At 64.8% G+C, this 11,936-nt stretch carries 9 protein-coding genes; 3 read left to right on the top strand and 6 right to left on the bottom strand.

The genetic code is table 11. The features are described from left to right. Nucleotides 1-265: 265 nt before the first annotated feature. From HU720_RS22855 to HU720_RS22840, 4 genes are all read right to left on the bottom strand, one after another. On the bottom strand, nucleotides 266-1,264 hold the full coding sequence (locus HU720_RS22855; protein ID WP_186523205.1) for a transketolase family protein: 999 nt from the start codon (nucleotides 1,262-1,264) through the stop codon (nucleotides 266-268). Further along, the gene (locus HU720_RS22850; RefSeq protein ID WP_186523203.1) at nucleotides 1,261-2,109 is read right to left on the bottom strand and encodes a transketolase; all 849 of its coding nucleotides are present in this window, start codon (nucleotides 2,107-2,109) and stop codon (nucleotides 1,261-1,263) included. The genes HU720_RS22855 and HU720_RS22850 overlap by 4 nt, the downstream gene beginning before the upstream one ends. A gap of 20 nt (nucleotides 2,110-2,129) precedes the next feature. Next, entirely contained in the window at nucleotides 2,130-3,428 is a 1,299-nt protein-coding gene (locus HU720_RS22845; RefSeq protein WP_186523201.1) for an MFS transporter, read from the bottom strand. Nucleotides 3,429-3,503: 75 nt separating this feature from the next. Beyond that, the gene (locus HU720_RS22840; RefSeq protein ID WP_186523200.1) at nucleotides 3,504-4,253 is read right to left on the bottom strand and encodes an SDR family NAD(P)-dependent oxidoreductase; all 750 of its coding nucleotides are present in this window, start codon (nucleotides 4,251-4,253) and stop codon (nucleotides 3,504-3,506) included. A gap of 193 nt (nucleotides 4,254-4,446) precedes the next feature. Between HU720_RS22840 and HU720_RS22835 the strand changes: the two genes are divergently transcribed. Further along, nucleotides 4,447-5,367, top strand: coding sequence for a LysR substrate-binding domain-containing protein (locus HU720_RS22835; protein ID WP_186523199.1), 921 nt, complete (start codon nucleotides 4,447-4,449; stop codon nucleotides 5,365-5,367). Between the two features lie 109 nt (nucleotides 5,368-5,476). On the opposite strand, the gene HU720_RS22830 is transcribed toward HU720_RS22835, so the two are convergent. Further along, nucleotides 5,477-6,748 carry a carbohydrate porin gene (locus HU720_RS22830; RefSeq protein ID WP_186523198.1) on the bottom strand — a complete coding sequence of 424 codons (1,272 nt, stop codon included), beginning with the start codon at nucleotides 6,746-6,748 and terminating at the stop codon, nucleotides 5,477-5,479. 124 nt (nucleotides 6,749-6,872) lie between these two features. Next, entirely contained in the window at nucleotides 6,873-9,278 is a 2,406-nt protein-coding gene (locus HU720_RS22825) for a glucose/quinate/shikimate family membrane-bound PQQ-dependent dehydrogenase (RefSeq protein WP_186523197.1), read from the bottom strand. A 296-nt stretch (nucleotides 9,279-9,574) separates the two neighbouring features. Between HU720_RS22825 and HU720_RS22820 the strand changes: the two genes are divergently transcribed. After that, on the top strand, nucleotides 9,575-10,474 hold the full coding sequence (locus HU720_RS22820; RefSeq protein WP_186523196.1) for a LysR family transcriptional regulator: 900 nt from the start codon (nucleotides 9,575-9,577) through the stop codon (nucleotides 10,472-10,474). Nucleotides 10,475-10,579: 105 nt separating this feature from the next. Continuing rightward, nucleotides 10,580-11,794, top strand: a complete 1,215-nt coding sequence (locus HU720_RS22815; protein WP_186523195.1) for an MFS transporter — start codon at nucleotides 10,580-10,582, stop codon at nucleotides 11,792-11,794. The last annotated feature ends 142 nt before the right edge of the window (nucleotides 11,795-11,936 follow it).

Genomic DNA, 11,936 nt, shown 5'->3' with positions numbered 1-11,936 from the left:
GGGCTGCGCAGCAGTCCTGAAAACCCAAGGGGCTGCTGCGCAGCCCAACGCGGGACTAGCCCGCTCGCCACAACTCGCTATTATTTCCCAAAGGATTGGTTCCAACCAGCAATGTTGCGGGTTGGCAGGGCCTGCGATGAGTCCACCACAAGCTTGCGCAAAAACCATGGAATCTCCCGCGCTGCCGCGGTTCTATGCGCAACGCGGGCGATGTAGGAGCGGCCTTGTGCCGCGATGGGCTGCAAAGCAGCCCTGGATTACTCAATCACAGCCAACCCTTGATCTGCTGCACCACCGCCTCGGTGGAGATCCCATAACGATCGTGCAGCGTCGGCAGCGCGCCGGCATCAAGGAAGGCGTCGGGCAGGGCGATCTGGCGGAAGGTCGGGGTCACGCCGTTGCGCAGCAACACACCGGCCACAGCTTCCCCCAGGCCGCCGACAATCGAGTGGTTCTCGGCCGTGACCACCAGGCGCCCAGACTTGCGCGCCTCGGCAATGATCGTCGCTTCGTCCAGCGGCTTGATCGTCGGCACGTGCAGCACCGACACGTCCACGCCATCCTTGTGCAGCAGGTCCGCCGCCTCCAGGGCGCGCATGGTCATCAGCCCGCTGGCGATCACCAGCACATCACGCCCGCCACGCAGCACCTGCGCCTTGCCCAGTTGGAACTTGTAGTCATAGCGATCCAGTACCAGCGGCACATTGCCGCGCAACAGGCGCATGTAGACCGGCCCCTGATGCGCTGCGATGGCCGGCACCGCCTGTTCGATCTCCAGTGCGTCGCACGGGTCGACGATCATCAGGTTGGGCATGGCGCGCATGATCGCCAGGTCATCGGTGGCCTGGTGGCTGGGGCCGTAGCCGGTGGTCAGGCCCGGCAGGCCGCAGACGATCTTGACGTTGAGGTTCTCTTCGGCAATTGCCATGCAGATGAAGTCATAGGCCCGGCGCGAGGCGAATACCGCATAGGTGGTGGCAAACGGGGTCATGCCTTCGCGGGCCATGCCCGCGGCTGCGCTCATCAGCAGCTGTTCGGCCATGCCCATCTGGTAGAAACGCTCCGGGTGCGCCTTGGCGAAGATGTGCAGGTCGGTGTACTTGGACAGGTCGGCGCTGAGCCCGACGATGTCCTGGCGCTGCGCGGCCAGCGCGGCCAGGGCATGGCCGAACGGTGCTGGCCGGGTGGGTTGGCCCTCGGCGGCAATGGAGGCGATCATTGCCGAGGTGGTCAGGCGTTTTTTGCCGGTGGTCTGGCTGTTCATGCTTGGCTCCCGGAGTCCAGTGCTTGCAGGGCAAGCGCCCATTCGTTTTCGTCGACGCGGATGAAGTGGGTCTTGTCGCGGTTTTCCAGAAACGGCACGCCTTTGCCCATGCGCGTGTCACAGATGATCACCCGCGGCTGCGCAGCGGTGTGCGTACGGGCCTGGTCGAAGGCCTGGACCAGCGCATCGAGGTCGTTGCCATCGACCCGCTGCACATACCAGCCAAAGGCCTGCCAGCGCTCGACGATGGGCTCAAAACCCAGGACCTCCTGGCAATGGCCGTCGGCCTGCTGGTTGTTGACGTCGACGATGGCGATCAGGTTGTCCAGTTTCCAGTGGCTAGCGGACATCACCGCTTCCCAAGTCGAACCCTCGTTCAGTTCGCCATCGGACAACAGGTTGTAGACCCAGCTGTCCGAGCCCTTGCGCTTGAGCCCAAGGCACGCGCCGACGGCAATGCCCAGGCCCTGGCCAAGGGAGCCGCCGGTTATTTCCATGCCCGGGGTGTAGGTGGCCATGCCCGACATCGGCAGGCGGCTGTCGTCACTGCCGTAGGTTTCCAGTTCGTCCTCGGCAATCACGCCGGCCTCGATCAGCGCTGCGTAGAGGGCGATGGCGTAGTGGCCGATAGACAGGTAGAACCGGTCGCGCTGTTCCCATTCAGGATTGGCCGGGTCCATGCGCAGGGCGTGGAAGTAGGCCACCGCCAGCAGGTCAGCGGCGCCCAGCGCCTGGCCGATGTAACCCTGGCCTTGCACCTGGCCCATGCGCAGGGCATGACGACGAATGTTGTGGGCGCGCACAGCCAGAGGCCGCGCACCCGGGGTAACGGGTACGGCATTCATAAGGGGGACTCCTTGGGGAATTAACGGTTGACCAGGCTGGCCGGTACACGCATGACCAACAGCGCGCCGAACACCAGCACGCCGGTGATCAGGTACATGCCGACGGCGTTGCTGCCCAGGCTGCTGGTGACCCAGCCGATCAAAAATGGCGAGCAGAACCCGGCCAGGTTGGCAAAGCTGTTCACCGCTGCGATGCCGGCTGCCGCCGACACGCCGCCGAGCAAGGTAGTGGGCAGCATCCAGAACAGCGATGAGGCCGAGAGGATGCCGGCTGCGGCCAGGCACAGGCTGAGGATCGACAGGCTCAAGTGGCTGGCGAACACCGCCGCCAGGCTCAAGCCCAAGGCGCCCGCCAGCATCGGAATTGCCAGGTGCCAGCGGCGTTCACGATGGCGGTCTCCGCTGCGCCCGGCCAGCAACATGGCGACGATTGCGCAGCAGTACGGCAGGCTGGTGAGCAGGCCGATGTGCAGCGGTTCACTGACCCCGGCATTGCGCACCAGGGTGGGCAGCCAGAAGGTAATGGCGTACTGGCCCATGACCACGCAGAAGTAGATACCCGCCAGCAGCCACAGGCGTCGGTCGCGAATGAAATCGCCGACCGAACCGTGCTGCACCTTGTGCTTGTCGTCCTCGGCCAGTTCCTTGCGCATCAGGGCTTTTTCATCGGCAGTCAGCCAGGTGGCCTGGTCGACGCCATCCTTGAGGTAGCTGAGCACCAGGAAGCCCACCAGTACGGTTGGTATCGCCTCCAGCACGAACATCCACTGCCAGCCCGCCCAACCGTGCACACCGGCAAAGCGCTCCATGATCCAGCCCGACAACGGCCCGCCGACCATGCCCGATAGGGGGATGGCGATGAACCACAGGGCGGTCATCTTGGCCCGGCGGTAGGACGGGAACCAATAGGTCAGGTACAGCAGCAGGCCAGGCGCCAGGCCTGCTTCGGCAACACCGAGGAAGAAGCGCAGCACGTAGAACTGCCAGGCCGTCTCGACGAAGGCGAACAGCGCCGAGATGATGCCCCAGGTGATCATGATGCGGGCGATCCAGCGCCGAGCGCCGACCTTGTGCAGCACGATGTTGCTCGGCACTTCGCAGAGGAAATAGCCAATGAAGAACATCCCGGCGCCCAGGCCGTAGACGGTTTCCGACAGCGCCAGGTCGTCCATCATCTGCAGCTTGGCGAAGCCGACGTTGACCCGGTCAAGGTAGGCGCACAGGTAGCACAGCATCAGGAACGGCATCAGCCGCCAGGCTGTCTTGCGATAGGCAGCGCTGCGCGCGGTGGCGGCCGCGTCGAGAGTGAGGGTGGTCATGTCGATCTGATCTCTTGTTGTTATCGATTGCCCCGCCCAGGCGGGGCTCAGATGCGAAACATCGGGCTGTTGCGATCAGTGGATCAGCATGCCCCCGTTCACGTCCAGGGTGATGCCGGTAAGGTAGCTCGACAGGTCGCTGGCCAGGAATAGCGCCGCGTTGGCAACGTCGCGCGCCTCGCCCAGGCGGCCCAGGGGAATACCTTCGATAATCGCGTGGCGGCGTTCGTCCTGCAGCAGGCCGCCGGTGATATCGGTGTGGATCAGGCCTGGGGTAATGGCGTTGACCCGCACATTGTCCGGGCCAAGCTCGCGTGCCATGGCCTTGCCCAGGCCCAGTACGCCGGCCTTGGCTGCGCTGTAGTGCGGGCCGCCGAAGATGCCGCCGCCGCGCTGCGCCGAAACCGACGACATGCAGATGATGCTGCCGCTGCGTTGGCTGCGCATGGTCGGGATCACCGCCTGGGACATCAGCAGGGTGCCGCGCAGGTTGACGTCGACGATGCGGTCGAAGTCTGCGTTGGTGATGTCCAGGGTTTTCACCGGCTGGGTGATGCCGGCGTTGTTGACCAGCACATCGATGCGGCCGAACTGCGCCAGTACCTGAGCTACGGCATCGCGGACCTGGGCCTGGTCGGCGACGTTGGCGGCCAGGCCCAGGTGGCCTTCGCCAAGTTCGGCGGCGGCGCTGCGGGCGGCGTTGAGGTCAAGGTCGAGGATAACCACTTTGGCGCCGTGGGCGGCGAACGTCTGGGCAGTGGCGCGGCCAATGCCGCGGGCAGACGCTGCGCCGGTAACGATTGCAATCTTGCCTTCGAGTAGCATGGGAGTGCTCCGGGTGATTGTTTTTATGGGCGGTCCAGGCAGAACCGTTGGCCACAGCTTGGTCTGGGCGAGAGGGGCGGGCAACGACGTGGGCTTCAGCCTATGCTGAAAAAAATTCAGTACTGGGCAGTTGCGTGCGATCACGGCACAGTAACGCGCCACGCTTAAGGCCACGGAACCCGCAGGTAGACCGATGAATCACCACCCTGGCAACAAACCCTTGCAGCTGCCACCGCTGAAAGCGATTCAGGCCTTCGAGCAAGCGGCGCGGTTTGGCAACGTCGCACGCGCTGCCGAACAACTGAACCTGACCCCGTCAGCCGTCAGCCATCAGATCGCCAACCTGGAGGCGCTGATCGGCCGCCCGCTGTTTTTACGCAGCGCCAAGGGCGTGCAATTGACCCCGGCTGGCGAGCAATACCTGCGTGAGGTCAGCGGCTTGCTGCAAAACCTGGCCAGTGCCACCGAGCGCGCCGGCAGCGCCGTGGGGTTCGATTGCCTGCGTCTGCACTCGGCGCCAAGCTTCGGCTTGCTGTGGCTGCTGCCGCGTCTTGAGCGGTTTCGCCTGAGCCACCCGGATATCCAGATCAACCTGTCGTGTTCGTACGAGTCGTTGCATTTTGGGCGTAACCAGATTGACCTCGATATCCGCCACGGCTACCCCAACTGGCCGAGCCTTGAGGTGCGTACCATTCGCCATGAGCAGGCGACGGTGCTGGCATCACCGGCGCTGCTGGCGCGCCAGCCGATCGCGCAACCGGCTGACCTGCTCGGGCATAACCTGATTCTTTCGGAAGCGGCGCTGGTGCAGTGGCCGCAGTGGTTTGCCCAGCAGGGCGTGTCGTTACCGCAGGCGCCGTATGCGCTGAGCTTCGACCGTTCGTACATGAGCCTTGAGGCGGCCAGCCACGGCTATGGGCTGGCGCTGGAAAGCTCGTTGCTGGCCCAGGACTATATCGAGCGCCGGCAGCTGCAGCCGGTGTTCGGTGCCGAGCGAGCCAGCCCGGTCAGTGCCCACCATCTGGTGTTCCCGCGCGGGCATGCAGAGTTGCCGCGGGTGCGGCGGTTTCTGGAGTGGATGCAAGGGCAGTTGGGGCATGACTTTAGTTATTGAGTAGCTCGGGGCTGCTTCGCGGCGCGCAAAGCAGGTTGGCGCATGCCTGTAGGAGCGGCCTTGCGCCGCGATGGGCCGCAAAGCGGCCCGAAAAGACAGTGGTGCTGGCTTAGAAACTGGCCTTGACCTGCAGCCCGAGCACCAGCGCATTGTCGATGTCCTTGCCGGAAAACGCCCCCGGCTCGACGATGTACTGCACGTCCGGGCGCAGGTTCAGCCAAGGCGTTGCCTGGTAGCCGTAGCTCAGCTCGATCAGTTGCTCGGCGCCATCGATGTTGGGGAACGGTTGCCCTGCATCGAACGCCGCCTCTTGCAGCACGTCGCGACTGCGCGGGTTCTGCACGGCGCGGCCATAGCCCAGGGCCACGGTGTCGCGGGGGCGGTTGGCGAACGGCTTGTACAGCACAACGCCTGTGCCATACCACTTGGTGAACGGCGAGGCCGCTTCGCTGGAGGCCGAATACTGGCCAAAGGCATGCAGGCTGCGCCCCGGCATGGCCGGGTCGTTCCACACCGCCTGGTCGATCAACAGGTAATGGCCGCCCCGACCAGCCACTTCTTTGCTGCTGCCGATGCGTTTGACGTTGGAGCTGTCGTAGTAATAGCCCAGCTTGTACTCACCCGCAAGCTCCGCCAGGCGCTTGTACACCAGCTCCACCGGCACCACGGTGCCGGTGGTGTGCTTGGGGCCAAGGTGCCAGGCACGGCTCGAATTGCCGTTGCTTTGCGGGTCGACATTGAACGCCGCTACGCGCAGTTGCCAGGCCGGCGAAAAGTCGTATTTGACCCGCCCGCCGAGGTGGGCGTTAGGGTAATTGGTCCAGCCGCTGCCACCGGACATGTTCAGTGGGTGGCCGCAGAACCCGGCGTTCATGAAGTTGCACAGGATGCCGCTGTCCAGGCCGCCCAGGTCGTTGCCCATGGCCATGTAGCCGAGCTTGACGTTGAGTGCCGGGGTGAACAGGGTGCGTTCGTAGCTCAGTTCGGTCAGGCGGGTGTACAGGCCACCGTAGTTTTCCTGGATCGGCAGGCGGTTGCCCACCAGTTCTTCGGAGGCGCTGTTGCCGCGGCGGTCGTTGATGGTCAGCTGGACCTTGCCGGCGTTGTCCAGGCCGTACAGTTTGGACAGGTCGAACTGCACGCCCAGCTTGATGTTCTGCGAATAGCGCGCCGAGCGGTGCAGGCCGCCGTGAGCGTTGTAGGCGGTTTCGCCGCTGTAGTCGCCGGTAACTTTGACGCCATCTTCTTCGAGCTGATGGCGCAAGCCGCCCCAGTCACCGGTAAGGGTGTCGCGGGTCAGCAGGTCGGTGTCGGCGAAGGCGCCAGTGCTGGCCAGGGCCAGCAGCAGGGCAGTGGGGGTAAGGCGAATTGCGGATGGCATTGCTAAGTCTCGTCGAATCGTTCAGGGCCTCTTCGCGTGCAAGCCAGCCCCCACAAGCACCGCGCCATTGCAAAGGCAGGGCACATCCTGTGGGAACGGGCCTGCCCCGCGATGGCGTCGTCGCTTACGGCAGGGCGTAAGAAATCACGTAGTCGCCACGGTCAGTCGACTGGCGCGCGCCACCGGCGGTGATCACCACGTATTGCTTGCCGGTTTTCGGCGAAACATAGGTCATCGGGCCGCCTTGGCTGCCAACTGGCAGGCGGGCCTTCCAGATTTCGCTGCCGTTGCTGCTGTCGTAGGCGCGCAGGTAGAAGTCCTGGGTGCCGGCGATGAACACCAGGCCGCCTTGGGTCGACAGCGTGCCGCCCAGGGTTGGCAGGCCGATCTTGATCGGCAGGTGCATGCGGATGCCCAGGGGCCCGGTGTCCTCGACGGTGCCGACCGGGACCTGCCAGGCGATCTGGCGGGTCTTCATGTCAATGGCGGTAAGGGTGCCGAATGGCGGCGCCTGGCACGGGATGCCGGCCACCGACAGGAAGCGGTTCTTGTTCACCGCGTATGGCGTGCCTTTTAGCGGTACGGCGCCCATACCGGTGTTCAGCGCTTCACCACCGCCGGCAGCACTGCCTTTGTTCTGCGACGGGATCATCTGGATCCACAGGCCCAGGCGCATGTCGTTGACGAAGATGAAGCCATGCACCGGGTCGGTGGACAGGCTGCCCCAGTTCATGCCGCCCAGCGAGCCTGGGAAGCTCAGCGACAGGTCGGTGCCGGGCGCAGTGTACAGGCCGTCGTAGCGCATCTTCTTGAAGTCGATACGGCACAGCAACTGGTCATACGGGGTGGCGCCCCACATGTCCGACTCGGTCAGGGTCTGCGCGCCGATCTGCGGCATGCCGACCGATTTCGGCTGGGTTGGCGAGTACGGCTCGTTGGGGATGTTGCTTGGCTTTACCGGCACTTCGTCGACCTGGGTCAGCGGCTTGCCAGTGGCGCGGTCGAGCACGTAGATCTGCCCGGCCTTGGTGCCGATGACCACCGCAGGGACGGTCTGGCCGTCATCCTTGGTGAAGTCGATCAGGCTGGGCTGCATCGGCAGGTCGAAGTCCCAGAGGTCGTTGTGCACGGTCTGGTAGACCCACTTCTGGTTGCCGGTGGTGGCGTCCAGCGCCAGCACCGAGGCGCCATAGGTGTGGTCCAGCTGGTTGCGCTCGACACCATAAATGTCGGTGGACGAGGAGCCCATCGGCAGGAACACGGTGTTCATCGCCGGGTCGTAGGACATCGGCGCCCAACTGTTCGGGGTGCTGCGCACGTAGGTGCTGTCGCCCTCAGGCGCGCTGCGCTGCTCTGGGTTGCCTGGGTCGAATGCCCAGCGCATTTGCCCTGTGATCACGTCGAAGCCACGGATCACACCGCCTGGCATGTCGGTCTGGACGTTGTCGGCCACACGCCCGCCAACCACCACGGTGGTGCCGGCGATCAGCGGGGCGGACGACAGCTGGTAGTAGGAATCGGGCACGTTACCCAGCCCGGCCATCAGGTTGACCTGGCCATTGTCGCCGAAGCCCTGGCAGAACGCGCCGGTATCGGCGTCCACGGCAATCAGGCGGCCGTCGATGGTGTTGGTCAGCAGGCGGCGCTGGCAGTTGGCGCCAGCGGCAACCGCTGCGCCGGTGACCGGCGAGCTGTTCGGTTGAGTGGGCTGGGCCAGCGGCGCGGTAGCGTCGAAGTAGGCCATGCCGCGGCAACGCTGCCAGACCTTGGACTGGGCGTTGATCGGGTTCTTCCACAGCTCTTTGCCGGTGTCGGCATCGAGGGCGATGAGGTTGTTGTGCGGGGTGCAGATGAACACCTTGTCGCCCACCTGCAGTGGGGTCAGCTGGTCCTCGGCGCCGTTGCCGTCGCTGATCGCCACGTCACCGGTATGGTAGGTCCAGGCCACCTTGAGCTTGTCGACGTTGCCACGGTTGATCTGGTCCAGCGCCGCGAAGCGGCTACCGCCCTCGGTGTTGCCGTAGTGTGCCCAGTCCTTCTGTTCCTTGCCGGCCTCGACCGGGGTCAGCCCGGGGCCTTTACCGGTGGGGGCGACGCTTGGGTGGGCGACGAACATGTTGCCCACGGCAACCACCAGCGCCACGGCCAGTACAGCGGCAACGCCATAGGCGCTACGGCCGCGGTTGCCGGCAAGCTGCGGGTAGACCAACGCCACGACCATGCCGATGGCGGCAAACATGAACAGGCGCGAGAACAGCGGCCAGAACACCAGGCCTACGTCGGCCAGGGCCCAGATCATCGTGCCGAGCAAAAAAGCTGCATACAGCCACGCACCGGCTTTTTTGCGCCGCGCAATGAGAATGCCGGAAATGGCCATGGCCAAGCCGCCGACCAGGAAGTACCAAGAGCCGCCAAGGCCTGCCAGCTTGATACCGCCAGCGGCCAGGAGCAGGCCGAGCAGGGCGACGATAACGCCCAGGCCGACCAGGATGATTGTGCAGGCGCCAGAGGCGCGCGGGTTGTCTTTCATGCCAAGGATCTCGCAGGTGGAATGCGCCGGAGTTTAAACGCTTAGCAAGCTAATTAACAAGTTGGTACATTTTACTTCGGGACTGATTGTCGCAGGGCGGAACTACTGATTACGTTGCTAAAAGTGTAGATCTGCTTGGCTAGCGGTACGAAAAGCACTGTTCGTTTATCGAACGAAAAATTGCGGGCTTGCGACCTTGGTCCAGGCCCGCTGCGTTAAACCGGCCTTGGCCTGTGCAGTTGATTCCCGGCCTGGTTTGTAGGAAGGTTTCGGGCTTTGCCCCCACGGACGTTCACATGGACAAGCTGCTCGCGATCAAGGCGTTCATGGCCACGGTCGAAGCCCAAGGCTTTTCGGCGGCTGCGCGCCGGCAGGGTGTTGCGACCTCGTCGGTGACGCGCCTGGTCGATGCGCTGGAGGCGCAGTTGGGCGCGACCTTGCTCAACCGCTCGACGCGCCAGGTCAGCCTGACCGAGGCGGGCGCCAGTTATTACCAGCGTGCGCGGGACATTCTCGAGGCCCTGGCCGAAGCCGACGCGCGGGTCGGCGACCGTGGCGAAGAGCCTGTCGGGGTGTTGCGGCTGTGCTTGCCGGTCGAGTTCGGCCGGCGAGTCATTGCGCCGCACCTGGGCGGGTTTCTGGCGCAGCACCCCGGCCTTGAACTGGACATCGACCTCAGCGACCGCTTCGACGACCTGCTCGATGGCCGCTATGACTTGACCATCCGCCTGGGCGAGCCGGCACCCAGCGATGAGCTGGTATGCCGGCCGCTCGGGCGCTTCGAGCGCTGGCTGGTGGCAAGCCCTGGCTACCTTGCGCAACTCCCAGCGCTTGAGCACCCCAGGCAACTGGCAGATTGCGCCTGCCTGCGCTTTCGTTACGGGCAGTCGGCCCGGCCTTGGCGCTTGCGCGGTGATGGCCAGGACGTGGAGCTGGATGTCAGCGGCCCGTTGCGCAGTGCCAATGCCGACCTGCTGCGCGAAGCGGCCATCGCCGGCACCGGCGTGGCCTTGCTGGCCGACTGGCTGGTACGCGAAGACGTTGCGGCAGGGCGCTTGCAGCGGCTGTTCAGCGATTGGGAAGTCAGCCCGGGGGCCGCCAGTGCCACGATCAATGCGTTGTACCTGCCCAACCACCGGGGCTCGCGGCGGGTAATGGCGTTTGTGAAGTTCTGCGAGGCGCTGCTGAAGCGCTGAGCGTTGCGTACAGCGCAACGGCCTGTTGCGCTATGGGTGGATTCTGCGCAACGCCCGCTTGCGCGACCATGGCAGCACTTTCCCCGTCCACCGAGGCTAACTGTGATGAATTCTTCAACCGCTGCCGCGCAGCCGTCGGCCCAGGGCCTGAGCCGCGCCCTGGTGACGCTGCTGGCGTTCTGTTGCGGCGCCATCGTCGCCAATATCTACTACGCCCAGCCGATAGTCGGGCTGATCGCACCTGACCTGGGGCTGAGCCCCGAGCACGCCAGTTGGATCGTCTCGCTCACCCAGCTTGGCTATGCGCTGGGCTTGCTGCTGCTGGTGCCGCTGGCAGACCTGGTGGAGAACCGTCGGTTAATGATCGCCACGGCGGTGCTGGCGACCGTCAGCTTGCTACTGGCCGGCACCAGCGGTCATGGGCAGGGGCAACTGTTTCTCGGCTATGCGTTGCTGATCGGCTTCAGTTCGGTAGCGGTGCAAATGCTGATCCCGCTGGCGGCGCACCTGGCGCCTGAGCAGCAACGTGGCCGGGTGGTGGGCAATATCATGGGTGGGTTGCTGCTGGGCATCTTGCTGGCGCGGCCGCTGTCGAGCCTGGTGGCGGACCATTTTGGCTGGCGCGCGGTGTTTGTCGGGGCTGCGGGTGTGATGTTGGCGATCATCGTGTTGCTGGCTCTGACCCTGCCGCGCCGTGTGCCTGAACACAAAGCCAGCTATGCCGGGCTGATGGCGTCCTTGCTGGTGCTGCTGCGCCGTTACCCGGTGTTGCGCCAGCGTTCGCTGTACCAAGCGTTGATGTTCGCAGCCTTCAGCCTGTACTGGACCGCCGTGCCGCTGGCGCTTGCCGGTGAGCATGGGCTGTCGCAAAGCCAAATTGCGCTGTTTGCCTTGGTGGGGGCGGTGGGCGCGGTGGCAGCGCCGCTGGCAGGGCGCCTTGCCGATGCCGGCCACGCGCGGCGCGGTTCGTTGCTGGCGATGGCCCTGGCCCCTTTGGCCCTTCTGCTGGGGCTGAGCGCGCCGGGGGCTGGAGTGATCGGGCTGGCCCTGACCGGGGTGCTGCTGGATTTTGCCGTGCAGATGAACATGGTGATCGGGCAGCGTGAGGTCTATGCCCTGGACCCTGCCAGCCGTGGGCGGCTTAATGCGCTGTACATGACCAGCATCTTCCTCGGTGGTGCGCTGGGCTCGGCGATGGCCAGTGCGGTGTACAGCCAGTTTGGCTGGAGCGGTGTGGCGATGCTGGGGGCTGGGCTGCCGGCGCTGGCGCTGGTGATGTTTGTGCAGGGTTCGCTGCGCGGTGGGCGCACAGCCTGCTGATTTACATCAGAAGTGGGGGATTCCGTGGTTTTGTACGACCCTGCACCGGCCTCATCGCAGGCTGGCGCCAGCTCCCACAGAATGTGGCTTGTCGCTATATCGGTGCCGTTTTACGCGGTCAGTGTAGGAGCGGCCTTGTGTC

The sequence above is a fragment of the Pseudomonas sp. SWRI51 genome, assembly GCF_014268825.1.
Taxonomy (GTDB): Bacteria; Pseudomonadota; Gammaproteobacteria; order Pseudomonadales; family Pseudomonadaceae; genus Aquipseudomonas; species Aquipseudomonas farsensis.
Note: the sequence above shows the minus strand (reverse complement) of the source record. Positions and strands in the feature narration are given on the sequence as shown.

Excerpts from the sequence above, each read along its gene's own strand:
- HU720_RS22840 (WP_186523200.1), bottom strand. The coding sequence starts at position 4,253 with ATGCTACTCGAAGGCAAGATTGCAATCGTTACCGGCGCAGCGTCTGCC.
- HU720_RS22815 (WP_186523195.1), top strand. The coding sequence starts at position 10,580 with ATGAATTCTTCAACCGCTGCCGCGCAGCCGTCGGCCCAGGGCCTGAGC.
- HU720_RS22825 (WP_186523197.1), bottom strand. The coding sequence starts at position 9,278 with ATGAAAGACAACCCGCGCGCCTCTGGCGCCTGCACAATCATCCTGGTC.
- HU720_RS22850 (WP_186523203.1), bottom strand. The coding sequence starts at position 2,109 with ATGAATGCCGTACCCGTTACCCCGGGTGCGCGGCCTCTGGCTGTGCGC.
- HU720_RS22835 (WP_186523199.1), top strand. The coding sequence starts at position 4,447 with ATGAATCACCACCCTGGCAACAAACCCTTGCAGCTGCCACCGCTGAAA.
- HU720_RS22820 (WP_186523196.1), top strand. The coding sequence starts at position 9,575 with ATGGACAAGCTGCTCGCGATCAAGGCGTTCATGGCCACGGTCGAAGCC.
- HU720_RS22845 (WP_186523201.1), bottom strand. The coding sequence starts at position 3,428 with ATGACCACCCTCACTCTCGACGCGGCCGCCACCGCGCGCAGCGCTGCC.
- HU720_RS22830 (WP_186523198.1), bottom strand. The coding sequence starts at position 6,748 with ATGCCATCCGCAATTCGCCTTACCCCCACTGCCCTGCTGCTGGCCCTG.
- HU720_RS22855 (WP_186523205.1), bottom strand. The coding sequence starts at position 1,264 with ATGAACAGCCAGACCACCGGCAAAAAACGCCTGACCACCTCGGCAATG.